Here is a 23,563-nt window from a genome sequence, read left to right as displayed (position 1 = left end):
TATCCTACCGGTTTCACGCCGCCCGACAACTGCGCCCATGCCCGCCTCCCCACCTCCGCCCGCCCCTGGCACGCCGCCCTCGCAAGCCGAGGCCGGCGGCGTGGGCGAGGTCTTCGGCGCCTTCCTGCGCCTGGGCCTGACCTCGTTCGGCGGCCCGGTCGCCCATCTGGGCTACTTCCGCCACGAGTTCGTGCAGCGACGCCGCTGGCTCGACGACGCCGCCTACGCCGAGCTGGTGGCGCTGTGCCAGTTCCTGCCCGGTCCGGCCAGCAGCCAGACCGGCATGGCGCTGGGGCTGGCGCGCGCCGGCTGGGCCGGCATGGCGGCCGCCTGGATCGCCTTCACCCTGCCGTCGGCGCTGTTCATGCTGGCGTTCGTGCTGGGCCTGGGGCAGCTCGACGGCCTGGCCGCCTCGGGCGCGCTGCATGGGCTGAAACTGGCCGCCGTCGCCGTGGTGGCGCAGGCTGTCTGGAGCATGGGACGCAGCCTGTGCCCCGACCGCGCGCGCCAGGCGCTGGCCCTGGGCGCGGCGATCGCGGCGCTGCTGCTGCCCGCGGCCTGGATGCAGGTCGGCATCATGCTGGCCTGCGGGCTGGCCGGCTGGCGCCTGCTGCCCGCCCTGGCCGCGCCGGCCGGGACGGCGCTGGCCGTCGGCGTGGGCCGGCGCACCGGCCTGTGCGCCCTGCTGCTGTTTGCCGTACTGCTGGCGGGCCTGCCCTTGTGGGCCGCGGCCAGCGGCTCGCCCGCCTGGCAGCTGGCCGATGGCTTCTACCGCGCCGGCGCGCTGGTGTTCGGCGGCGGACACGTCGTGCTGCCCCTGCTGCAGGCCGCCGTGGTGCCCGGCGGCGAGGTGTCGCAGGCCGCCTTCCTGGCCGGCTATGGCGCCGCCCAGGCCGTGCCCGGTCCGCTGTTCAGCTTTGCCGCCTTCCTGGGCGCGCTGCTGCCCGCTCCGCTGGGCGGCTGGCCTGGCGCACTGGCCTGCACGGCACTGATCTTCCTGCCCGGCGCGCTCTTGCTCGTAGGCGCGCTGCCGTTCTGGAACGTCCTGCGCGGCCGGCCGGCGGTGCGCGCCGCGCTGGCCGGCGTCAACGCCGGCGTGGTCGGCATCCTGCTGGCGGCCCTCTACGATCCGGTCTGGACCGGCGCGGTGGCCAGCCGGCCCGATTTCGCCATCGCCGCCGGCGCCTTCGGCCTGCTGGCCTGGGGCCGGCTACCGCCGCTGGCCATCGTCGCGCTGTGCGCCGCCGCCGGCGCGCTGGCCGGCTGAAGTCAGCGCAGCTTGCGGCCCACGCGCCGCCAGCCGATCACCACGCCCGCGCCGCTCAGCAACAGCCCGCCCAGGCTCAGGACGATCAGCACCGCGTCCCAGGCGGGGCGGCGCTGCAGCAGCGGCGGCCAATCCCAGCTGTGCAGGAAGGCGAACAGCCAGCGGCTGACGCGGCGCGGCCGGTCCAGGCTGCCCAGGATCTCGCCGTTGCGCGGATCGACGTGCAGCCAGGTGCCGCGCGGATCGTCGTAGACGACGCGCCATACCGGCAGCGGCTTTTCCACGTGGCCCAGCATCGTGTGCGGCGCGCGCGCGTAGTAGTAACTGTCGTAGCCGTCGAGCACCTCGATGCGCGGCGGCGCGGCGCCCGGCAGCAGCCGCCCGAGCGCCGCGCCCAGGGTGGCCGGCGCCAGCGTGCGCGGCGCCGCGCCGTCGGCCGTGCGCAGCGCCGCCGCGCCCGCCGCGCCATATACCTGCAGCAGCGTCTGGCCGGCCACGCGGGTCCACACCAGTTCGCGCGCCGGCATGGCCACGGCTGGCCCCGCCGGCAGGTTGCCGGCCTGCAGCGGTCCGCCGCGATACGCCGCGCGGTCCAGCTGCGTGGCGCGCGTGCCGAAGACCTGCCACGGATTCATCGACATCAGGCCGCTGAATATCCAGGTCAGCGTGGTCGCGGCGAACAGCAGCCCGGCGATGTGATGCCAGCGCATGAAGCGCTCGCGGTACGGCGAACGGCTGCCGCTGGCATAGGGCCGCGCGAAACGCCAGCGCCACAGGCCCACCACCGTGCCGCTGACGGTCAGCGCCACGCCCAGCACTGACAGCCAGACCACGATGTCGTGCCAATACGCGCCGCGCAGCGGATACAGCCAGTGCAGCCAGGCGCCCACGTAGTTCCAGCCGCGCTCCAGGCGCGGCGCATCGCGCACCACCTCGCCGGTCGACGAGGACACGTACAGGCGGGTACGGGCGGGATCGTCCATCTCGAATACATAGAGCGGGCGATGCGCGTCCAGCGTGCGCGTGTGGGTGTGGGCGTCCTCGTCCACCAGGCCGTCCTCGCGGGCCGCATGGCGAGCGCCGAAGTAGGCCAGCGCGCTGGCGCGCGCCTGCGCCGGCGTGGCGCGTCCCGCCAGTTGCCCGCTGGCCGCGTCCACCCGCAGCGTCCGGCCGCCCGCCAGCGGCACGACCGCGTAGAACGGCTGTCCGGCCCGGCTGGCGGCCAGGCGGATCTCGGCGGCCTGCTCCAGGCCCGCGGCGCGCAAGGCCTGCGCCGGGCCCAGCCGCACCTGCGCGGCATCGAGCCAGGGCAGGTGCGCCAGGCGCTCGGCCGGCGTCAGCTTGGGATAGCCGACATACATCATCACCACGCCGGAGGCGAACCAGAGCACGAACAGCAGGCACAGGCCCACGCCCATCCAGCGATGCAGCAAATACAGCCAGCGCTTGGCGCGCAAGACCAGGGTCGTCATCGCCTGCTCCCTCAGAAGCGCGCCTGCAGCGCGAGTTCGACGCTGCGCGGCGCGCCCAGGTAATACATGGGCGCGCCGGTCACGCTGGCGGCATAGACCTTGTCGGTCAGGTTGCGCACCCGCGCCATCACGCTGAAATGGCGGTCGATGCGATGCGACAGCGCCGCGTCGAACACGGTATAGGCCGGCGCCCACACCGTATTGGCCGCGTCGGCATAGGTCTTGCCCACGTGGCGCGCCGCCAGGCTGGCGCGCCAGTCGGGCGCGAAGGCGTAGTCCAGCCACACATTGGCCAGCCGGCGCGGCGTGTTGACCGGCACCTTGCCGTTGCGCGAGACCGCCACCCCGCCGACGTTCTGCGAGAAATCGTCATAGCGGGGGTCGACCAGCGCCAGATTGGCCTGCAGCGACAAGGCGCGCGTCAGCTGCAATCCGCCGGCCAGCTCCAGCCCGCGGGCAGACTGGCTGCCCACCGGCAGGCTGCTGCCGGGGTTGAGGGGATCGGGCGTGGCGAGGTTCTTGCGCTTGATCTCGTAGACCGCCACGGTCGCCGTGCCGCGGCCGTCCCAGAACGCGAACTTGCCGCCGGCCTCGACCTGGATGCCGGTGGTCAGCTTGTCGTTGTTCAGCACATCGGCGAAGGTCGCGGTCGACAGCACGCCGGACGGCGGATCGGCGGCGGTAGCGTATTGCGCGTACAAGGTCGCGCCGGGACTGACCTCCCAGTTGACGGCGACGCGCCCCGTGGTCGGGTTGTAGCGGCGCGAGGCATGCCCGGGCGAAGCCGCGCTGGCCGCGCGCCGGTTGGTCAGGTCCAGGTCGATGATGTCGTGCCGCAGGGCCGTCACCAGCGCGACCCCGCCGCCCACTTCGGTGCGGTTTTCCAGCATGAAGGCCAGCGTGCGCACCTTGTTGTCGCGGTCCGGCACGTGGCCGCGCCGCATGCCCGGAATGTCGTAGAACTCGCCCGGGTCGAACTCGTACGGGTCCACACTGTCGACTTGCCCGGCCACGCTGGTGGGGTAGCGCGTCTGGCGGTTGACGCTGTAGTCGGCGCCGAACGACCAGTCGCTGCGCAGGCCGCCCAGGCTGCCGTGGTACAGGGCTTCGATGCGGTTGCCCAGCAGGCGCTGCTCGTGGCGCTGCAGCAGCGCGCCGGAGCGCAGCACCTGGCTGTTGCCCAGGTTGTAGCGATAGGTCTCGAGGTTCTGGAAATCGCGGTCGGCGCGGTAGTAGTACAGCGTATTGCGGAAACTCAGGCGGTCGCTGGCCTGCCACTCGGTCAGCGAACGCAGCCACCACACCGATTGCTCGTACTGGCCATCGTCGACGTTGTAGTTCTTGAAGCGCGTCCCGCCACGGATGTGCCCTTCGCCACGCACCACGCCATCGCCGTCGGTGGTCAGCGGCGTGCCCCAATACGGCCGGTGCACCGTCTCATGCTGGTACTCCAGCGCCAGCGTATGGGTCACGCGTTCGCCCAGGTCCGACAGCAGCGAGGCCGCCACCTGCTCGGCGTGCGAGCGGTTGCCGTCGACCCAGCCGTCGCTCGCGTTGGCGTTGGCGTCGATGCGCAGGTACTGGCCGCGCCCGCCCGGCTCGCCGGCCAATTGCCGGTTCAGGCCCACCGATGCCTGGCGCGCGCCGTACGAACCCAGGCGCAGCTGGCCATCGTAGAACGTGTCGCGCTGCGCCACCTTGGTCACGTAGTTGATGGCGCCGCCCACCGCGCCCGCGCCGAACAGGAAGCTGGACGGCCCGCCGATGGCTTCGACGCGGTCGTAGATCCAGCTGTCGATCGGACGCGCGGCGATCACGTCGTACTGCACCGAAATGCCGTTGAACAACTGGCTGACCTGCGAGCCCGAGAAACCGCGGTAGCTCACCGAGCCGGCCGAGCCGGGCGGCGAGGCATTGTCCACGCCGACGATGCCGCGGGCGATTTCCTGCGTGTCGAGCGCGCCGCGCGCCTCGATCTGCTCGCGGTTGATGACGGTCACCGAGGCGGGCGTCTCGCGCAGGGTCAGGCCCAGGCGGCTGCCGGTGCTGTCGACCGCGTCGAGATCCAGCGGACCGTTGGCCTCGGGCGCGCCATGCACGACCACCGTCTCGAGTTGGGCGGGAACCTGTTGTTCCTGCGCGCACGCGGGCGCGGCAAGCGCCAGCCCGGCCAGGCCCAGGGCGGCGTAGTAAAGGGAAGTCTGTTTCATGATCACACGTTGTGGCGCCGCGCCGGCAGCCGGCGGGCATGTCGATGACGGGCAGCGCGCGGCGCGCCGCCGGCCCGGCCGCAAGGCGACGGGCACGGCTGGCCGTGGGCGCTGGTCTCGGAGCGTGTGAGCGCGGCGCAAGCCGCGAAAAGGCTGCCGCGCTCAGGCGGCGGCGGGCGGGGCGCGCGGCTGCGCGCCGGTCCAGGCGTGCTGCGACGCCCGGGCAACGTAATAGAGAGGAGGATAGGAAATCGCGCGCGCCGGCAAGGGCTGCACGCGCGGCATCACCGGCAGCAGGGCCAGGTCGCCCTGCGCATGGCGGCAGAACGGGCAATGTTCCAGGTGGCCCAGGCCATCGTGATGCGCGCCATGGCCATCGTGCTCATCGGCCTGGCCCGCGTCGGCCAGCAGCAGCGGCAGCTGCACGGTCGCCGTCCCCTGCTCGGTGCAATAGTCGACCGACAGCGCCAGCGGCGCATGCCGTTGCGGCGCCATCTGCATCAGCAGCGGCGCGCAGGCGGCCCACAGGATCGCCAGCAAGGCGATCCATGCGAGCGGCCTGGCGAGCAGGCGACGAGAGCGCGAGCCGGTCTGAATCATGGTCCGAGATTATAAACAGCGGTTTCCCACGCTCGCGCACAATCTTCTGACAATCTCGTCATGTTGCCCGCCGCGCCTTCCGCCGCCAGTTGGCGGCATTGCGCGGCATTGCGCCGCATGGCGCAGCGATACCCCGGGGACGACGAGGCCGGCGATCCGCCGGCTTGCCCGTGACTGACGCGCCCGGCAGCAGGCTGTAAGAAAAACACCGGCTCGCGCGACGAGCCGATGCGCTCCGCGCACACTGCGCGTGCGCGCCGTCCCGGCGCGCCACCATGCTTGCTGTGTTCTTCACTTTACGGAGCTCATTCATGAAGACATCCACCACCGCCATGCTCACGCTGGCCCTGAGCAGCGCCGCCGTCCTGGCGGCCGCCCCGGCCGCCCACGCCACCGACATGGAGAAATGCTACGGCGTGGCGCTCAAGGGCAAGAACGATTGCAAGGCCGGCGCCGGCACCACTTGCGCGGGCACCTCGAAGGTCGACTACCAAGGCAATGCCTGGAAGCAGGTTCCGAAAGGCACGTGCGAACAAACCAAGTCACCCACCTCCCCCACCGGCTTCGGCCAGCTGGAGGCGTTCAAGGAAGTCAAGACCGGGTCTTGAACATCCCGGCCATGCCCGCGCGCGCGTCCCGTCCGGCGCCAGGCCTGCCCGCCCGGGCAGGCCTGGGCTTCAAGCCCGAGCACTATGCCACGCTGGTCGAACAGCCGCCCGACCTCGGGTTCTTCGAGATCCACGCCGAAAACTACATGGTGCCCGGCGGGCCCGCGCACGCGCAGCTGGCGTGGCTGCGCGAGCGCTACGCCATCTCGGTGCACGGGGTCGGGCTGTCGCTGGGCGGCCACGATCCGCTCGATGCGCGCCTGCTGGCGGGACACCGCCAGCTGCAGCGCCGCTATGCGCCCGACAGCATCTCCGAACACCTGGCCTGGTCGCGCCACGATGGCCGCTATTTCAACGACCTGCTGCCCATCGTGTACGACGATGCGGCGTTGCGGCGCGTCTGCGCCCACATCGACCAATTCCAGCAATGCCTGGGCCAGCCCATCCTGCTCGAGAACCCCGCCACCTACGTGCGCTTCGAGGCCTCGCACATCGACGAGGCGCAGTTCCTGTGCGAACTGGTCGCGCGCACCGGCTGCGGACTGCTGCTGGACGTCAACAACGTGTACGTCAGCGCGGTCAACCACGGCTTCGACGCGCGCGCCTACCTGGCGCGCCTGCCGCTGGCGGCGGTGGGCGAGATCCATCTCGCCGGCCACGCCCGGCAGCGCGACGCCCATGGCCGCGCCGTGCTGATAGACAGCCATGACGCCCCCGTGGACGAAGCGGTCTGGGATCTGTACGAATACACCCTGGCCCTGACCGGACCGGTGGCCACGCTGCTCGAGCGCGACGGCAACATTCCGCCGCTGGCCGCACTGCTGGCCGAAACCGGCCGCGTCGCCGCCTGCCTGGCGCGCGGCCTGGCCCTGGCGGCCTGATCCCGGCGGCGCGCATGCATCCCCAGGCCGCCTTCGCCCGTGCCCTGCTGGACCCGCTGGCGCCCTGCCCGCCCGGGCTGCGCCGCGCCGGCGACGCCGACCCGGCGCAACGCTACGCCATCTACCGCAACAATGTCGTGGCCTCGCTGATCCAGGCGCTGGCCGACACCTTCCCGGTTTGCCGGGAACTGGTCGGACCGGACTTCTTCCACGCCATGGCGCACGCCTATGTGGCGCGGCGGCTGCCGCGCAGCCCCGTGCTGGCCCGCTACGGCGGCGCGTTCGCCGCCTTCGTGGCCGCCCATGCGCCGGCCGCCGGCGTGCCCTACCTGGCCGACATGGCGCGGCTGGAATACCTGCGGGTGCGGGCCTATTGCGCCGCGGACGCCGTCGCGCTGGACGCGGCGGCGGCCGGCGCGCGCATCGCCGCCCTGAGCAAGCCCGCCAGCGCGCGGCTGCGGCTGCATCCGGCGGCGCGCGCGCTGGTCTCGCCCTACGCCATCCATGCGCTATGGGCGGCCCACCAGGGCGCGCTCGACATCGCCGAGGTCGACCCGTATGCCGCGCAGGGCGCGCTGGTGCTGCGCGACCCCGCCGAAGCGGTGCTCGCGATCCCGCTGGCGGCCAGCGCCGCCGCCTTCGTGCGCGCCCTGCGCGCCGGCCTGCCGCTGAGCGCCGCGCACAGCCAGGCCGCCGATCCCGGCCTGGCGCTGGACCATCTCCTGGCGCTGCTGATCCGTCACGGCGCCGTCATCTCCATCGAGGAATAAGCCATGTCCCGTTTCGCCTGCCGCCTGCACGCCCATGCCATCCGCTGCTTCGAGCGGATCCCGCACTGCCTGATCGCCCTGCTGGGACGCTGCTCGATCGCCGCCACCTTCTGGCTGTCGGGCCAGACCAAGGTCGAAGGATTCGCCGTCAACGCACTGGCCGGCGAATTCGACCTGGGCTGGCCCATGCTGAGCGAATCGGCCATCAGCCTGTTTCGCGACGAATACCAGGTGCCGCTGCTGCCTCCCGAACTGGCCGCGTTGCTGGCGGCCAGCGTCGAGCACATCCTGCCCGTCCTGCTGATCCTGGGGCTGGCCACGCGCTGGTCGGCGCTTGGGCTGTTGCTGATGACCCTGGTCATCCAGGTATTCGTGTATCCGGACGCCTACGCCACGCATGGCGTATGGGCCACGGTGCTGTTGTACCTGGTCGCGCGCGGCCCCGGCTGCGTCTCGCTGGACGCCTGGCTGGCGCGCCGGCGCGCGCGGCGCCAAGGCTGAGGCCGTCGGGGCCCGCGGCGGCCGGACCTGCTCAGGCCGCGCCGACCCGCGCGCCGGCGCCTGCCCTGGGCGAGAACGCCAGCGACACCAGCAGGCCCAGCACCAGCCCGGCCGCCGCCAGGTAGAAGGCATGCTGCGCGCCCGCGGCCAGGCCTGCGCGCAGCGCATCGCCGTGCAGCCCGCCGATGCCGCGGTTGGCGTAGGCCACCAGCACGGCAATACCGATGGCGTTGCCGACGTTCAGCGTCGTCGACGCCATGCCCGAGGCTATGCCTTGCTCGTGGTGCGCCACGCCGGAGGCCGCGACGATCCACATCGCGGTCCAGACAATGCCCTGCCCGATGCCAGAGACGACCAGGCCGGGCAGGATGAGCGCATAGGGTGCGCCGACGAAAGCGGCGCTCGCCAGCGCCAGCGTGCCGGCGATGCCGGTCACGAAGCCCGCGACCAGCGTACTGCGCGCGGACAGCCGGTTGGCCAGACGCGCCCCGAGCTGCGTGCCGAAGAAGATCGCCAGCGACGGCACGATGAAGGCCAGCCCGGTCTGCAAGGCGCTGTAGCCCTGCACGTTCTGGAACAGCAGCGTCAGGAAGTACGGCAACGCGCCAAAGGTGCCCATGAATATGAACGTGAGGATCATGCCCACCACCAGGCTGCCGTTGCCGAACAGCCGCATCGGCATCAAGGGGTCGCGGCTGCGCGACTCGATCACCGCGAAGGCCAGCAGGAACACGGCGGCCAGCGCGGGCGACGCGAAGATGGGAGTGGCCAGCCAGCCGTCCTCCGGCCCCTGCACCAGGGCATAGACCAGCAGCGTGGCCCCCGCCGTCGCCGTCAGCGCGCCCGGCATGTCGAAGCTGCGGCGCGCGGGGCGTCCTTGGGAATCACCAGGAACGCCGCCACGATGGCGATGCCGGCCAGCAGGACGTTGACGAAGAACACCGACGGCCAGCCATAGGCGCTGGTCAGCACGCCGCCGGCCAGCGAACCCAGCGTCAGGCCGCTGGCGCCGGCGCCGCCCCAGATCGCCAGCGCGCGGTTGCGCGGCGGGCCTTCCTCGAACAGGCGGTTGATCAACGACAGCGTGGACGGAAACAGCAGCGCGGCGCCGATGCCTTGCACCGCGCGCGCGATCACGATGACCGCCGGGTTCCAGGCCAGCCCGCCGACCAGCGACGACAACGCGTACAGCCACAGCGCGCCGATGAACATGCGCCGCTGGCCCAGCAGGTCGACGGCGCGCCCGCCCAGCAGCAGAAAGCCGCCGCAGAACACCGTATAGGCGCTGACCACCCATTGCAGGGTCTGTTTGGAAAAGCCCAGGCCCGCGCCGATCTCCGGCAGGGCCACGAACACGATGTTGATATCCAGGGAGTAGATGAGCTGCGCGAAGGCGAGCAGCGCCAGGCTCCAGCCCAGCGAACGGTGGGCGCGCGCGGCGGAAAGGGAAGGCATGCGATTCTCCAGGTAGAGTTCGATAGTACGAAAACATACGTACTATAATAGTACGAGGACAATCGAACAATTAAAATCTGCGCAACCCCCTGGACCGTGTTGGTTTGTAGATACGCGTACTATGGAATAGACTGCCAGGATGCTTCCCAACCACCCTGAACGCGGGCAAATCCGCCTGGAAAACGTGCTGAACGCGCTCGGCAACCCGCTGCGCCTGACCGTGGTGCGCGCGCTGGCGGCCGGCGGGGAATGCTCATGCAGCGCCGTGCTGCAAGGCATCCCCAAATCGACGCTGACCCATCACTGGCGCGTGCTGCGCGATAGCGGAGTCATCTGGCAGCGGCCCAATGGACGGGAGAACCTGTTGTCGCTGCGCCGCGACGATCTGGACGCGCGCTTTCCCGGGCTGCTCGACACGCTGCTGGGCGCCGTGCACCACGATGCGCTGACCGAGGAAACCACGGCCAGGAACCTGGCGCCACGCTGAGCCGGCAACCCGGCCGCCCGGGCCACCCCACAAACGACAACCCCCCGGGCAAGCCCGGGGGGTTGTCGGCGAACCAAGGCCGGCGCCATGGCGCCGGCCTGCGCATCGATGCCCGGATCAGCCCGGCATGGGATGCATCATGTTGGCGTTCATGTTGTGCAGCACCCACACCGACCCGCCGACGATGATGGCGATGATCAGGATGGTGAACACGAAGGTGGTCACGTTGTCGCGCTGCTTCTTCGAGCCGCCCATGTGCAGGAAGAACACCAGCTGCACCAGCAGCTGGGCCACGCACAGGACGACCACGCCGGCCAGCGCGATGCTGCGCGGCACGGTGCCGGCCATCACGAGGCCGAACGAACCGAAGGTCAGGACCAGCGAGATCGCGAAGCCGATCAGGTAGGACTTCAGGCTGCCGTGATTGGCGTGGCCGTGGTCCTCGGAGGTAACCGCGTGCGACATCAGAGGGCTCCCAGCAGGTAAACAAAGGTGAAAACGCAGATCCAGACGATGTCCAGGAAGTGCCAGAACAGGCTCAGGCAGGACAGGCGACGCGTGGTGATCGGGTCGATGCCATAGCGGCTGAGCATGTGGATCATCACCAGGATCCAGATCAGGCCGAACGTGACGTGCAGGCCGTGCGTGCCGATCAGCGTGAAGAACGCCGACAGGTAGGCGCTGGTCTGCGGACCGGCGCCGATGCTCAGCAGGTGATGGAACTCGTACACCTCCATGACGATGAACCCCGCCCCGAACAGGAACGTGACCCACAGCCAGGCGATGACCTTGCCCTTGCTGCCTGCGTGCAGGTTGAGCATGGCCATGCCGAAGGTGAAGCTGCTGACCAGCAGCAGCATGGTCTCGCCCAGCACGAACGAGAGATCGAACAGGTCCTTGCCGGTGGGCCCGCCAGCGGTGGCGCTGGAGAGCACGGCGAACGTCGCGAACAGTACCGAAAAGATCAGCAAGTCGCTCATCAGGTAGATCCAGAAACCGAGGACGGTCTTGGATCCATCGTCGTGGTGACCGTGATGGTCACCGACGTGAGGATGGGTAGCTACGGCGTTGGTCATGGTTCAGGCAGCCTTCTGCTGCAACTTTCCGAAGTAAGCGTTTTCGATCTCTTCAACTTCCTTGGCGGGCACGTAGTAATCGACGTCGCGATCATACGAACGCACCACGAAGGACACGATCATGCCCAGGAAGCCGACGATGGCCAGCCACCACATGTGCCAGATCAGGCCGAAGGACATCGCCAGGCCGAAGGCGCCGATGTAGATGCCCGCGGCGGTGTTGCGCGGCATGTGCACGTCTTCGTACTTGGCCGGGCGCTGGTAGGCGCGGCCGTTTTCCTTGTCTTCCCAGAACTGGTCGAGCGAGTCGATGTGCGGCACGTGGGCGAAGTTGTAGAACGGCGGCGGCGAGGAAGTGGACCACTCCAGCGTGCGGCCACCCCACGGGTCGCCCGTGACGTCCATGTTTTCCTTGCGGTCGCGGATGCTGACGAACACCTGCTGCAGCAGGAAGAAGATGCCCAGCATGATCAGGGTCGCGCCCACCAGCGCCACCAGCAGGTAGGGCTGCCACTCGGGGTTGTCGTAGGTGTTCAGGCGACGGGTCATGCCCTTGAAGCCCAGCAGGTACATCGGCGTGAAGGTCAGGAAGAAGCCGACGAACCAGCACCAGAACGAGTACTTGCCCAGGCGTTCGTTCAGCTTGAAGCCGAAGGCCTTGGGGAACCAGTACACCATGCCGGCGATGCACCCGAACACCACGCCACCGATGATGGTGTTGTGGAAGTGCGCAACCAGGAACAGGCTGTTGTGCAGCACGAACGACACGGCGGGGATGGCCATCAGCACGCCGGTCATGCCGCCGATGACGAAGATGATCATGAAACCGATGGTCCACAGCATGGGCAGCGAGAACTCCACCCGGCCGCGGTACATGGTGAACAGCCAGTTGAACACCTTCGCACCCGTCGGGATGGAGATGATCATGGTCATGATGCCGAAGAACGCGTTGACGTTGGCGCCCGCGCCCATGGTGAAGAAGTGGTGCAGCCAGACCAGGAACGAGAGCACGCCGATCGAGGCGGTCGCGTAGACCATGGACTTGTAGCCGAACAGGGTCTTCTTCGAATAGGTAGCGACGATTTCCGAGAACACGCCGAAACACGGCAGGACCAGGATGTACACCTCGGGGTGGCCCCAGATCCAGATCAGGTTGACATACATCATCACGTTGCCGCCGAGGTCATTCGTGAAGAAGTGCATGTCCAGGTAACGGTCCAGCGTCAGCAGGGCCAGCGTGGCGGCCAGCACCGGGAAGGCGGCCACGATCAGGATGTTGGTGACCAGCGCCGTCCAGGTGAACACCGGCATCTTCATCAGCGCCATGCCGGGCGCGCGCATCTTCATGATGGTGACGATGAAGTTGATGCCGCTCAGCGTGGTGCCCAGCCCTGATAGCTGCAAGGCCCAGAGATAGTAGTCGACCCCTACCCCCGGACTGTAGTCCAGCCCCGAAAGCGGCGGATACGCCAGCCAGCCGGTCGCGGCGAATTCGCCCACGAACAGCGACAGCATCAGCAGCACCACGCCGACCATGAACAGCCAGAAGCTGAGCGAGTTCAGGAACGGGTACGCCACGTCGCGCGCGCCGATCTGCAGCGGCACGACGATGTTCATCAGGCCCGTGATGAAAGGCATCGCCATGAAGAAGATCATGATGACGCCGTGGGCGGTGAAGATCTGGTCGTAGTGATGCGGCGGCAGGAAGCCGGCCGAGTCGGCCGAGGCGACGGCCTGCTGCGTGCGCATCATGATGGCGTCGGCGAAGCCGCGCAGCAGCATCACCAGGGCCACGATGATGTACATGATGCCGATCTTCTTGTGATCGACCGAGGTAAACCATTCGGTCCACAGGTATTTCCACTTACCGAAGTAAGTGACCGCCCCCAGCAGGGTGGCGCCCCCCAGGATGACGACGACCATCGTGCCCATGATGATGGGATCATGGAACGGAATGGCCTCTAGTGAGAGTTTCCCGAACATCAATTACTCCGCGGTAGCGATCAGATTCTTGGTCGCGGGCGTGCAGTTGAACGGGTCAACGCCGGCCAGCTTACTCATCTGGTTATGCATAATGAAATCGAACATGCCCGTGGGCGCGGTCGAGTACAGGGTCACCGGCGTGCGCTCGCTCGGCCTGGCCAGATCGGCGTAGGCCTGGGGCGTCAGCGGGTTGTTGGTGGCGCGGATCCTGGCGATCCAGTCCTCGAAGCCCTGGTCCGTCGTGGCGATGGCCTTGAAGCGCATGCCCGAGAAGCCGGCGCCGCTGTAGTTGGCCGACAGGCCGTCGTAGCTGCCGGCTTCGCGCGCGATCAGGTGCAGCTTGGTCTCCATGCCGGCCATCGAGTAGATCTGGCTGCCCAGCTGGGGGATGAAGAACGAGTTCATCACCGAGGCGGAGGTGATGCGGAACTGCACCGGCGCGTCGACCGGGAAGACGATCTCGTTGACCGTGGCGATGTCGTAGTCGGGGTAGATGAACAGCCACTTCCAGTCCAGCGACACCACGTCGATGTTGACCGGCTTGACGTCCGACTCGATCGGGCGGTAGGGGTCGAGCGCGTGTGAGGACTTCCAGGTCAGCACGGCCAGGATGGCCACGATGATGCAGGGCACCGTCCAGACCACCGCCTCGATGGCGTTCGAGTGCGACCACTTGGGCGCGTATTCCCGCTGCGCGGGCACGCTGCCCTCGCGATATTTCCAGACGAAGTACAGCGTCATCAGGATGACCGGCACCACGACGATCAGCATCAGCCCGAGGGCGGTGAGAATGAGCGTCTTTTCCTGGGCGCCGATGTCTCCCTTGGGAGACAGGACTTCCAGGGTGCAGCCGCCAAGCAGGAGGACCGCGCCGACGCCGAGCGTGCGCGCGATGGTCGCAAGGTGGGGGTGTTTCACGTACAGCCTTCTACGATGTGGGAAAGAGGTGCTGCGCAGCAGCAAACCTTCTTATGTTAGGCAGTACGTGGAGCGATGGGATGCGACAGAAAGTCGCACAGCCGGAGGCTGGATGCACCATTGCAGTGCACAAACAATACAGCTGGCCCTGCCGGGACGGGGAGCAGTCGGCCCCGCCAAGTGCGACAAAATGTCGCACCACTTGATTTCAATCAAGCTGCGCTTCGCGCTCCGGGCCGGGCTTCTTGGCCAGCTTGCGTTGCAGCGAGCGGCGATGCATGCCCAGCAGGCGCGCGGCGGCCGATACATTGCCGCCGGTTTCGGACAGCGCCTGCTGGATGTGTTCCCATTCTAGGCGGTGCAACGGCGTCATGGTGGACTCAATCGTAACGCTTTCTGCCTTCAGCAGGCCCAGCGTGCGCAGGATCATGGGCGCGGTGGCGGGCTTGGGCAGGTAATCGTCGGCGCCGCGCTTGATGGCCTCGACCGCCGTGGCCACGCTGGCGTAGCCGGTGACCAGCAGGATCCGCATGTCGGCCCGCAGCGCGCGCAGCGGGCGGATCAGCGTCAGGCCGGAGTCTTCCTCGCCCAGCCGCAGGTCCACCAGCGCGAAGGAAGGCCGGATGTCCTCGGCCACGCGCAGCGCCTCGGCGATGCTGGCCGCGGTGCGGGTTTCGAGGCCCTGGCGCGCCAGGCTGCGCTGCAAGGTACGCAGGTACAGCTCGTCGTCGTCGATCAGCAGTCCCGGTTCGGATAGATTCATGGCTTCGCGGATGCCCGGCCCAGGCCGAGCGGTAAAGTAAAACGGATGCGCGCCCCGCCGCCTTCGGCTGCGGTCATGGTCATGGCGCCGCCCAGCTGCTCGACGGTGGCGTGCGACAGCGCCAGCCCCACGCCCAGCCCGCCGGGCTTGCCGCTGTTGAACAGGCTGGTGGCCGGCAGCAGCGTATGGCTGGGGTCGAAACCCGCGCCGTGGTCGCTGACCTCGCCGGTCAGCACGCCGTCGCGGTAGTCCAGCCGCAGGTCCACGCGCGGCTCGCCGGCCGCCTCGCCCGCATCGGCGGCGTTGTTCAACAGCGCCTGCAGCAGATGCGCGATGGCGGGATCGACCCGCAGGCTGGCGGGCAGCGAACCGGTGCGATGCAGGTCCACCGTGGGCCGCACCAGCCGCCACTGTCCCACCACGCGCACCAGATCGACCTCGGTTGGGACCGCCAGATTGCGGATACGTTCCCGGCACAGGGTCAATAATTGCTGCAGCGTGTCGACATCGTTGCGCAGGTCCACCGTGCTGGCCTGGGCGGCGATCTCGTCGGCCAGCAGCGTCATGGTCGCCAGCGGCGTGTTCAGTTCGTGCGCCATGGCCGCGGCGTGGGTGGCCAGCGCCACGATCCCTTCGTTGCGGGTGAAGCGTTCGCGCAGCGCGGCCAGTTCGCGCTCGCGCGCGCGCATGTCGGCGGCCAGGCGGGTCGAGAAATACAGCACCACGCCTATCGAGATCACGAAGTTGAACGCCAGCCCGCCCAGCAGCAGCGTGTAGGTATCCTCGTGGCGCAGCGGCTGGCCGAAAATCGCCGCCAGCGTGTAGCCCGCCAGGCTGGCCAGGCCGGTGGCCAGGGCCCAGTTGCTGGGCAGGGCCAGCGCCGCCAGCGCGGTCAGGATCAGGAACATCAGGCCGAACGGGTTGGTGATCCCGCCGCTCCAGCCCACCATCCAGGCCAGCACGCCGATGTCCACCAGCAGATGCGCAAAGGCCGTGACATAGGACACGTCCGAGAGGCGCCGCAGCCGCCAGCTGGCATAGAGGTTGAACACCACCAGGACCAGCACGCCCAGCCACAGCGGCCGCAGCGGCAGGTCCAGCTCGAGCACGCTGCTGACCGCCACGATGGTGACCGCCTGGCCAGCAATGGCCAGCCAGCGCAGACTGCACAGCGTGCGCAGGAAGGAAAGGGCGGAACTACCGGACATATCAAGACAACGGAGGGAGCGCGGATCGCAGCGATCCGCGGCAGCGGTTTCCCGGGCGGCGGCAGCCGTGGCCCGGGATGGGCGCGCAGGCCTGCAAGGCGGCGCGTCGAGGGCGTCCCGGCGAGGACGGCGCCTATTGTAGTGTGATCCGCGCGCCCTCGCCGGCGGCCATGCGTCCCTGTTACCGGCGAGCGTCAGGCCGGCTTGCGGGCGATCACGGTGGGAAACAGCCGCGCCCGGTCGTCCTCGAAGCGCAGGTCGGTAAAGCCCGCCTCCTCGAGCTGGGCGCGCGTCTGGGCGTGGGTGCGCAGGGCGTTCCAGCGCGGCTGGATCAGGCGCGTGAACACCAGCTGCTGCAGTTGCAGATCGTGCGGGTCGATGGCTTGCATGTCCCACGGAGAGTCGGGCGACAGCGCCGGCGGCGGGGTCAGGAAGCTGGTGACCAGCGCCCCGCCCGGCTTGAGGGCCTGCCAGAAACGGCGGTAGAGCTCGGTGACGCGCGCGTCGTCGGGCTCGTAGATGTTCAGGCCGTTGCTGGTCAGCAGGTCGTAGCCCTCGCGCGTATCCAGCTTCCAGGCATCCTGGCGATGCAGGGTGATCTGCCCGGCCAGCGCATGCCCGGCCGCCAGGCGCGTTGCGCCGTCCAGGGCCTCGGGATCGTAGTCGATGCCGACCAGTTGCACGCCGGGGCAGGCGCTGTAGTCCAGCGCCAGCAATTCGCTCATCCAGCCGCACGGCACCGACGCCACCACGCAACCCGGGCGGAGATGGCGCTGCAGCGCCCGCCGGAAATGGCCATGGCGCTCGCGCGTGGCCAGCACCGCCGGCAGGCGCTCGTAGAACACGCGCTCGAGCGGGGCGAGCGCGCCGCTGCCGGGCTGGTGGGTGACCAGGCGATGGGTCCATTCGGCGTTCAGGCCGCGGTACAGCAACAGGAAGCGGCCCAGCTCGGACTCGGCCAGCCCATGCAGCAGTTCGATCTGGCGCGCCACATCGAAACCGGGCACGTTGCCTTGCAGGAGGATGCGCTGGCGGGCCTGGCGCACCATGCCGGCCAGATCGGCCGACGCCGCGCGATGGGAAATGAGAGGGGATGGGGACATGGCTGGCCGAATAAAAAAAAACCGGCGGATGAACGCCGGCAGAGGTTGCTACGAAGGCAAGCCAGAGTAACTCGCAGATGTCCGCGCCAGCGTCAGGTATTTGCTCCACGTAAAGCAGGAAATATCGGAGAGAGGGGGGCCTGTCCCCGTGGGGACAGGCCCCCCCTCGTGGGGATGGCCGCTCAGCCCATGCGGCCGAACGCGCCGCGGTTGAAGTCGTCGATGGCCTGCACGATCTCGGCCTGGGTGTTCATGACGAACGGCCCATGGCCCACCACCGGCTCGTCGATGGGCTCGCCGCTCAACACCAGCAGCACCGCATCGTTGTTGGCCTCGACCTGCACGCCCGCGCCGCCGCGCTCGAGCACGGCCATCTGGGCGTCGCGCAGCACTTGCGCGCCGTTGACCAGCACCGTGCCGCGCAGCACCACCAGCGCCGCGTTGTGGCCGTCCGGCACCGGCAGCGCGGCCTGCTTGCCCGCCGCCAGCCGCACATCCCACACGTTGACCGGCGTGAAGGTGCGCGCCGGCTTCGCCGAACGCCCCGGCGATGACGCGTACCGTGCCGGCCTCGCCGTCGAGCGCCAGGCGCGGGATGTCGCTGTCCACGATGCTCTGGTAGGTCGGCGCGGCCATCTTGTCGCGAGCCGGCAGGTTGACCCACAGCTGTACCATTTCGAGCGGACCGCCGCGGCGCGCGAAGGCCTCGGAGTGGAACTCCTCGTGCAGGATGCCGGCGCCGGCCGTCATCCATTGCACGTCGCCGGGACCGATCACCCCGCCCTGCCCGGTCGAGTCGCGGTGCGCGACTTCGCCCTCGTACACGATGGTGACGGTCTCGAAGCCGCGGTGCGGATGCTCGCCCACGCCGCGCTGGCGGGCGGTGGCGTCGAACTGCGCCGGACCGGCATAGTCCAGCAACAGGAACGGGCTGAGTTCACGGCCCAGGCTGTGGTACGAAAACAGCGAGCGGACAGGGAAGCCGTCACCCACCCAGTGGGGACGGGGAGCGCTGTGCGTGCCGATGACTTGCTTCATGGTTTCCTCCTTGCGGGCGCCTCGCGGCGCGAGGGGTGCATGTAAGCAAGATAGGGCCGGCGGCCCGGTTCCGGTAGAGGGGGAATCACGCCCTCAGCGTCCCACCCATGGAACGGTCACGCATCCGGCGCAACCGCCGTCGCGCCCGCCTCCAGCAGGCGCACCGCGATCAGTCCGCCCTCGCCGCCCAGCGGCGTGGCGTGGATGGCGCCGGCCGCGGCGCGCCACACCACGCCGGCCCCGGCGCGCAGCAGCGCCTGGCCAGCGTCGCATTGCACGCGCCAATCGCCGCCGGCGGCAAACAACACGCCGGCTGGCGCCGGCGCCAGCACGGCCTGGCCGTGCAGCACGCGCGCCTCGGCGCGCCAGCGGCCGCGCCGCGTCATGACATTGAAGTCGCGCGATGGTCCGCCCAGCAAGGTCGCGTCGATGGCATGTTCGCCGGCAAAGGCGAACGGGCGCAGCGCCACGTCGAGCAAGTGGTCGAGCGTGCCGTCGGCCGAGCGCATGCGCACGCCAGCGCCCTCGAGCAGGGTGATGCTGCGATCGATGCCCGGATAGGCCGAGAACGGCCCGTCCGCGCCGATATCGGCGACGCTGACGCGCCATTCGAAGCCGTCCGCGGCGGCGCCCTGGGGATGGCGCGCCACTTCGCGCGTGGCGCCGCCGCCGTTGCGCCATGGGCTGACGGGCAACTGCGCCAATTCGAAACGCTGGAACATGATGCGGTACTCGCGGGCCGCGCGGCCCGCCCTGTGCGGGAAGTCAGATTACGGCCGGCATCATACCGGCGTCGCCATGCGATATATATACACCGGCCGGCGCGGCCGCTGCGGCGTCAGCCGCGCAGCGCCGCCGCGCCTTCGCGCAGGCTGTCGCACAGGCTGCGCGCCGCCGGCCCCAGCGGCTCGTCGGCGCGGTGGCTGAGGTAGGCGCGCATCTGCACCGCGCCGTCCGGGCCGAGCTCGGCCAGCGGCAGGCGCACCAGGGTGCCTGCCCGCAGGTCGGCCTGCACCAGCCAGGCGGGCAGGCTGCCCCAGCCCACGCCGGCGCGCAGCAGCGCCAGCTTGGTGACCATGTCGCCCACCCGCCACGTGCGCGGCGACAGCACGCCGTAATCGCGGCCGCGCGTGGCGGCGGACAGATCCTCGACCACCACCTGCAGATGATCGGCCAGCTCCGTGCCGGCCTCGCCGCGCGCCAGCGGATGGCCCGGCGCGGCCACCGCCCAGGTGGTGACCGGCGCCAGGAAGCGACGCCGGATCTGGTCGTCGGGCCGCTCCAGCACGGCGACCGCCAGCGTGCAGCGGCGCGCCTTGAGCGCCTGCGCCGGCCCGCCCAGCGAGGCATATTCGACCCGCACTCCCACGCTGGGATAGCGCGCGTGCATGGCCTTGAGCGCATGCGCCACCGCGTCGGGCGGAAACAGCGTATCGACCGCCAGCGACAGGCCCAGTTCGACCCCTTCGCCCAGTTCGTGCGCATGGGCGCGCAGGGCGTCGACCTTGGCCAGGATGATGCGCACGTCGGCCAGCAGCGCCTGGCCCGCGGGCGTCAGGACCGGCTTATAGACCGAGCGGTCGAACAAGGTGACGCGCAGCTGCGCCTCCAGGTTGGCGATGGCGTGGCTGACGGCCGATTGCACCCGATGCAGCCGCGCCGCCCCGGCGCGAAAGCTGCCGGCCTGCGCCACGGCGGCGAAGGTGCGCATCTGGTCGAGCGTGAGGTTGTCCAACATGATCTAAATATTAGATCAGCTTGGACGAAAATATCTAATTTCATGGAACATGAAAGACTGGCACAGTAGCGCCATGCCCGCCCACCGGAACCCCCCCATGTCCCGCTCGCTCGCTTCCGCCCTGCCCGCCGCGCCCGGCGCCGCCCCCGCCCGCCACGGGCGCGTGGTCGCGCTGGTGGTCGGGGCGGGCATCGTCTCGGCCATGCAGGTCGGCAAGGTGCCCGCCGCCCTGCCCGAGCTGCGCGCCGCGCTGGACGCCAGCCTGGCCCAGGCATCCTGGCTGCTGTCCGCGTTCGCCGCCATCGGCGCGGCGCTGGGCGCGGGCGTCGGCATGGCGGTCGATGCCTGGGGCGCGCGGCGCATGGCGGTGGCCGGCATGCTGGCGCAGGGCGTCGCGTCGCTGCTGGGCGCGATGGCCGGCGCGATCGGCTGGCTGCTGGCGCTGCGCGTGGCCGAAGGCATAGGTTTTCTGGCCGTGGTCGTATCGGCGCCGTCGCTCATCGTGGCCGCGACCGGCACGGCGCCGGCGCGCGCGCGGGCGCTGGCGGCCTGGAGCACCTTCATGCCGCTGGGCGTGGCCGCCGCCATGCTGAGCGCCCCCGCGCTGGAATACCTGGGCTGGTCCGGCATGTGGCGCCTCTACGGCCTGGCGCTGCTTGCCTACGCCTGCTGGCTGGCATGGGGCACGCGCGGCCTGCCGGGCAGGGCCGCGGCGCGCCGCACCACCCTGGCCGGACTGCGCGCCACCCTGGCCGCGCCCGGGCCGCGGCTGTACGCGATGCTGTTCGGCCTGTATACGGCGGCCTATTTTTCCATCTTCGGCTTCCTGCCCTCCATCCTGGCCGAACGCCTGCATGTCGCGCCCTGGGCCGCCGGGCCGCTGGCCGCGCTGGTGGTCTCCGCCTGCGTGGCCGGCAACCTGGGCGGCGGCGCGCTGCTGGCGCGCGGCGTGCCCCGCACCCGCCTGATGGCGGCCGGCTTCGTCCTGCTGGCCCTGGGCACGGCCGTGACCATGGCGCCCGGGGTGCCCGGCGCGGCCGCCTACCTGGCCTGCCTGGCCGCCTCGGCGCTGTGCGGGCTGGTGCCCACCGCCCTGCTGGCCGGCGCGCCGCAGCACGCCCCCCGGCCGGAACTCGCCGGCGCCACCATGGGCATCATCATGCAGGGCAACAACACCGGCCTGCTCGTCGGTCCGGCGGTGGCCGGCGCCATTGCCGGCGCATGGGGCTGGACCTGGGTGGCCGCCTGGGTCGGCCTGCTGGCGCTGGCCGCGCTGGGCCTGATCGCGCGGCTTGCCCGCACGCCGCGCGAGCGGGCGCCCTAACCGCGCCGCGCTTCGTCTTCGGCGGCCCAGCGGGCCAGCACCGCCGCAAGCGTGCTGTCCGGCGACTCGGACGGCGGCCGGGGCGTGGCCGGCGGCGTGCGGCCAAAGCGCGGGGCGGGCGCCGGCTGCACCACGCCATCGACCTCGACGAACGTGCCGCGCGCCTTCAGGTGCGCATGCGCCGGCGCCTCTGCGAACGACAGGACCGGCGCGAAGCAGACATCCGAACCCTCGAGCAAGGCGCACCATGCATCGCGGGTGCGGGTACGGAAGCGGCTGGCGATGGCCATCCTGGCGCGCGGCCAGGCGGCGCGGTCGTCGCGCGCGCCGACATCCTGGGCGCGCAGTTCCAGCTTCTCCAGCAATTGCGCGTAGAAGCGCGCCTCGATGGGGCCGACCGAAATCCAGGCGCCATCGGCGCACTCGTAGACATCGTAGAAAGGCGCGCCGCCATCCAGGATGTTGGTGCCGCGCGCGTCCTGCCACAGCCCCGCCGCGCACAGGCCGTAGAAGACCGTCGCCAGCGACGCCGCGCCGTCGACGATGGCGGCGTCGATGACCTGGCCCAGGCCCGAGCGGCCGCGCTCCAGCAAGGCGGCCAGCACGCCCAGCGCCAGGTACAGCGCGCCGCCTGCCATGTCGCCGGTCAAGGCCAGCGGAATCGACGGCGGCTGGCCGGCGCGCCCGATGGCGTGGATGATGCCGGTCAGCGCGACGTAATTCAGGTCGTGCCCGGCCGCCTGCGCCAGCGGCCCGGACTGCCCCCAGCCGGTCATGCGGCCGTACACCAGGCGCGGGTTGCGCGCCTGGCATGCCTGCGGCCCCAGGCCCAGCCGCTCGGCCACGCCCGGCCGGAACCCTTCGACCAACACATCGGCGCGCGCGACCAGGTCCAGCGCCTGCTCGACCATGGCGGGCTGCTTCAAGTCGGCGGCGACCAGGCAGCGGTTGCGCATCAGGAGGTTGTAGCGCGCGGGCCGCGCCACGCCCAGTTCGACCGGCTCGGCGCGTTCGATGCGCACGACCTCGGCGCCCAGATCGGCCAGCAACATGCAGGCCATGGGCGCCGGCCCGATACCGGCCAGCTCCACGACGCGCGTTCCCTGCAATGGTCCCATGTCCCGCTCCCAAGAAAAGTGCCGCAATCGGCCGCGCCCCGCCGGCCGCCCCGCCCAACCCTGCGCATGCCCGGGTTGGCCTATATTCGTGCCATTCCTTCCGCTTCCCCGCCAGGCCCGTACCCATGGATCTTCGTCAGTTGCAGCAATTCGTCGTGCTTTCGGAAACCCTCAACTTCCATCGAGCCGCCGAGCGCCTGCACATGGCCCAGCCGCCCCTGTCGACCGCCATCCGCAAGCTGGAGGACGAACTGGGCATCGTGCTGTTCGACCGCAAGCCGCGCAGCCTGTCCCTGACGGTGGCGGGCGCGGCCATGCTCAAGCACGCCCGGCGCACCTTGAGCAACGTCGACGAACTGCAGCGCTGCGCCAGGGAATACGTCAGCGGCGACCAGGGGCGCATCGTCGTGGGCTTCTCCAACACGGCCAGCAATGCGGTGCTGCCACGCATCCTGCACAGCTTCCAGGCGCGCTACCCCCGCGTCGAGCTGGTGCTGCACGAATCGACCACCCACGAGCTGGTGAGCGAACTGGCGGCCCACACCGTGAACGTGGCGCTGCTGCGCACGCCGCTGTTCGACGCCTGCGATGCCGAGCTGATCGACCTGGAGCAGGACCATTTCATCCTCGCGGTGCCGGCCGACCATCCGCTGGCGCAGCAAAGCTGCGCGCGGCTGGCCGACCTGGATGGCCAGCGCTTCATCGCGTTCTCGCGCGAGAAGGTGCCGGCCATGCACGCCATCATCAGCCTGGCCTTCGGCGAGGCCGGCGTCACGCCCAAGGTGGTGCAGCAGATCGTCCAGGTGCCGACCGCGATCGCGCTGGCCGAAAGCGGCATCGGCATGGCCCTGGTGCCGTCGGCGGCAGCCCGCTATCTGCGCACCGGCGCCCGGCTGCTGCCGGTGGTGGACCTGCCCGCGTCGCTGCGCATCGGCATTGCGCTGGGCTACGACGCGCTGACGGCCTCGGCGGCGACGCTGCGCTTCGTGGAAAACACCCGCGCCGTCCACGCCGCCGCGCCGCCGCCCGCCGCCTGAGCGCCC

At 70.0% G+C, this 23,563-nt stretch carries 23 protein-coding genes and 1 pseudogene; 8 read left to right on the top strand and 16 right to left on the bottom strand.

Translation table 11 applies throughout. From position 1 onward, the window contains the following. Nucleotides 1-37 precede the first annotated feature (37 nt). Nucleotides 38-1,267, top strand: a complete 1,230-nt coding sequence (chrA, locus tag LK409_RS03260; RefSeq protein ID WP_010927844.1) for a chromate efflux transporter — start codon at nucleotides 38-40, stop codon at nucleotides 1,265-1,267. A 2-nt stretch (nucleotides 1,268-1,269) separates the two neighbouring features. On the opposite strand, the gene LK409_RS03255 is transcribed toward chrA, so the two are convergent. The 3 genes from LK409_RS03255 to LK409_RS03245 all read right to left on the bottom strand — a co-directional run bounded on the left by LK409_RS03255 (nucleotide 1,270) and on the right by LK409_RS03245 (nucleotide 5,549). Continuing rightward, nucleotides 1,270-2,739, bottom strand: coding sequence for a PepSY domain-containing protein (locus LK409_RS03255; RefSeq protein ID WP_010927843.1), 1,470 nt, complete (start codon nucleotides 2,737-2,739; stop codon nucleotides 1,270-1,272). 11 nt (nucleotides 2,740-2,750) lie between these two features. Then, complete coding sequence (locus tag LK409_RS03250; RefSeq protein ID WP_010927842.1) at nucleotides 2,751-4,949, bottom strand: TonB-dependent receptor; 2,199 nt, start codon at nucleotides 4,947-4,949, stop codon at nucleotides 2,751-2,753. A 162-nt stretch (nucleotides 4,950-5,111) separates the two neighbouring features. Then, the gene (locus tag LK409_RS03245) at nucleotides 5,112-5,549 is read right to left on the bottom strand and encodes a DUF2946 domain-containing protein (RefSeq protein ID WP_010926122.1); all 438 of its coding nucleotides are present in this window, start codon (nucleotides 5,547-5,549) and stop codon (nucleotides 5,112-5,114) included. A 311-nt stretch (nucleotides 5,550-5,860) separates the two neighbouring features. Between LK409_RS03245 and LK409_RS03240 the strand changes: the two genes are divergently transcribed. From LK409_RS03240 to LK409_RS03225, 4 genes are read left to right on the top strand one after another with little or no spacing between them, the layout of a single operon-like run. Next, entirely contained in the window at nucleotides 5,861-6,157 is a 297-nt protein-coding gene (locus tag LK409_RS03240) for a BufA1 family periplasmic bufferin-type metallophore (protein WP_033446557.1), read from the top strand. An 11-nt stretch (nucleotides 6,158-6,168) separates the two neighbouring features. Then, on the top strand, nucleotides 6,169-7,038 hold the full coding sequence (gene bufB, locus LK409_RS03235; RefSeq protein WP_003809237.1) for an MNIO family bufferin maturase: 870 nt from the start codon (nucleotides 6,169-6,171) through the stop codon (nucleotides 7,036-7,038). A 14-nt stretch (nucleotides 7,039-7,052) separates the two neighbouring features. Next, a complete protein-coding gene (locus LK409_RS03230; protein ID WP_010926120.1) occupies nucleotides 7,053-7,808 on the top strand; it encodes an HvfC/BufC N-terminal domain-containing protein in 756 nt (251 codons plus the stop codon). Nucleotides 7,809-7,811: 3 nt separating this feature from the next. Next, nucleotides 7,812-8,309 (top strand): DoxX family protein, encoded by a 498-nt coding sequence (locus LK409_RS03225; protein ID WP_010926119.1) that lies wholly within the window; start codon nucleotides 7,812-7,814, stop codon nucleotides 8,307-8,309. A 31-nt stretch (nucleotides 8,310-8,340) separates the two neighbouring features. Here LK409_RS03225 and LK409_RS22650 read toward each other — a convergent pair whose 3' ends face one another. Both LK409_RS22650 and LK409_RS22645 read right to left on the bottom strand, forming a co-directional pair. Then, nucleotides 8,341-9,159 carry an MFS transporter gene (locus LK409_RS22650; RefSeq protein ID WP_229131153.1) on the bottom strand — a complete coding sequence of 273 codons (819 nt, stop codon included), beginning with the start codon at nucleotides 9,157-9,159 and terminating at the stop codon, nucleotides 8,341-8,343. After that, the gene (locus LK409_RS22645) at nucleotides 9,144-9,764 is read right to left on the bottom strand and encodes an MFS transporter (RefSeq protein ID WP_232049106.1); all 621 of its coding nucleotides are present in this window, start codon (nucleotides 9,762-9,764) and stop codon (nucleotides 9,144-9,146) included. Before LK409_RS22645 ends, LK409_RS22650 begins: the two co-directional genes overlap by 16 nt. Before the next feature lie 139 nt (nucleotides 9,765-9,903). Here LK409_RS22645 and LK409_RS03215 point away from each other — a divergent pair, with 139 nt between their 5' ends. Beyond that, nucleotides 9,904-10,251, top strand: a complete 348-nt coding sequence (locus LK409_RS03215; protein ID WP_003809223.1) for an ArsR/SmtB family transcription factor — start codon at nucleotides 9,904-9,906, stop codon at nucleotides 10,249-10,251. Between the two features lie 117 nt (nucleotides 10,252-10,368). Here LK409_RS03215 and cyoD read toward each other — a convergent pair whose 3' ends face one another. The 10 genes and pseudogenes from cyoD to LK409_RS03165 form a co-directional block, all read right to left on the bottom strand. Next, nucleotides 10,369-10,716, bottom strand: a complete 348-nt coding sequence (cyoD, locus tag LK409_RS03210; protein WP_010927840.1) for a cytochrome o ubiquinol oxidase subunit IV — start codon at nucleotides 10,714-10,716, stop codon at nucleotides 10,369-10,371. Next, nucleotides 10,716-11,327: a cytochrome o ubiquinol oxidase subunit III gene (gene cyoC / locus LK409_RS03205; RefSeq protein ID WP_010927839.1), complete on the bottom strand. Its 612-nt coding sequence runs from the start codon at nucleotides 11,325-11,327 to the stop codon at nucleotides 10,716-10,718. The genes cyoD and cyoC overlap by 1 nt, the downstream gene beginning before the upstream one ends. A 3-nt stretch (nucleotides 11,328-11,330) precedes the next feature. After that, entirely contained in the window at nucleotides 11,331-13,310 is a 1,980-nt protein-coding gene (gene cyoB, locus LK409_RS03200; RefSeq protein WP_033449110.1) for a cytochrome o ubiquinol oxidase subunit I, read from the bottom strand. A gap of 3 nt (nucleotides 13,311-13,313) precedes the next feature. Further along, entirely contained in the window at nucleotides 13,314-14,228 is a 915-nt protein-coding gene (cyoA, locus tag LK409_RS03195) for a ubiquinol oxidase subunit II (protein ID WP_010927838.1), read from the bottom strand. A 208-nt stretch (nucleotides 14,229-14,436) separates the two neighbouring features. Further along, entirely contained in the window at nucleotides 14,437-14,991 is a 555-nt protein-coding gene (locus LK409_RS03190) for a response regulator transcription factor (protein ID WP_003809217.1), read from the bottom strand. Next, nucleotides 14,988-16,199: an ATP-binding protein gene (locus tag LK409_RS03185; protein WP_003809216.1), complete on the bottom strand. Its 1,212-nt coding sequence runs from the start codon at nucleotides 16,197-16,199 to the stop codon at nucleotides 14,988-14,990. Before LK409_RS03185 ends, LK409_RS03190 begins: the two co-directional genes overlap by 4 nt. Nucleotides 16,200-16,393: 194 nt before the next feature. Next, nucleotides 16,394-17,302 carry an SAM-dependent methyltransferase gene (locus tag LK409_RS03180; RefSeq protein WP_003809215.1) on the bottom strand — a complete coding sequence of 303 codons (909 nt, stop codon included), beginning with the start codon at nucleotides 17,300-17,302 and terminating at the stop codon, nucleotides 16,394-16,396. A gap of 182 nt (nucleotides 17,303-17,484) precedes the next feature. Further along, nucleotides 17,485-18,340: pseudogene (locus LK409_RS03175) on the bottom strand (pirin family protein). A gap of 116 nt (nucleotides 18,341-18,456) precedes the next feature. Then, nucleotides 18,457-19,062 (bottom strand): HutD/Ves family protein, encoded by a 606-nt coding sequence (locus LK409_RS03170; RefSeq protein WP_003809213.1) that lies wholly within the window; start codon nucleotides 19,060-19,062, stop codon nucleotides 18,457-18,459. Between the two features lie 116 nt (nucleotides 19,063-19,178). Beyond that, entirely contained in the window at nucleotides 19,179-20,051 is an 873-nt protein-coding gene (locus LK409_RS03165; RefSeq protein ID WP_003809212.1) for a LysR family transcriptional regulator, read from the bottom strand. Nucleotides 20,052-20,175: 124 nt separating this feature from the next. Here LK409_RS03165 and LK409_RS03160 point away from each other — a divergent pair, with 124 nt between their 5' ends. Beyond that, entirely contained in the window at nucleotides 20,176-21,402 is a 1,227-nt protein-coding gene (locus LK409_RS03160; protein WP_041937125.1) for an MFS transporter, read from the top strand. Here the strand turns inward: LK409_RS03160 and LK409_RS03155 are convergent. Then, on the bottom strand, nucleotides 21,399-22,520 hold the full coding sequence (locus LK409_RS03155; protein ID WP_010926116.1) for a CaiB/BaiF CoA transferase family protein: 1,122 nt from the start codon (nucleotides 22,518-22,520) through the stop codon (nucleotides 21,399-21,401). The genes LK409_RS03160 and LK409_RS03155 overlap by 4 nt on opposite strands. Before the next feature lie 125 nt (nucleotides 22,521-22,645). Here LK409_RS03155 and LK409_RS03150 point away from each other — a divergent pair, with 125 nt between their 5' ends. Then, the gene (locus tag LK409_RS03150; RefSeq protein ID WP_010927836.1) at nucleotides 22,646-23,557 is read left to right on the top strand and encodes a LysR family transcriptional regulator; all 912 of its coding nucleotides are present in this window, start codon (nucleotides 22,646-22,648) and stop codon (nucleotides 23,555-23,557) included. Nucleotides 23,558-23,563 lie beyond the last annotated feature (6 nt).

Origin of the sequence: Bordetella parapertussis (assembly GCF_020735925.1) — a bacterium.
Taxonomy (GTDB): domain Bacteria; phylum Pseudomonadota; class Gammaproteobacteria; order Burkholderiales; family Burkholderiaceae_B; genus Bordetella; species Bordetella pertussis.
The sequence above is the reverse complement of the archived record's forward strand: the minus strand, read 5'-3'. Positions and strand labels throughout refer to the sequence as shown.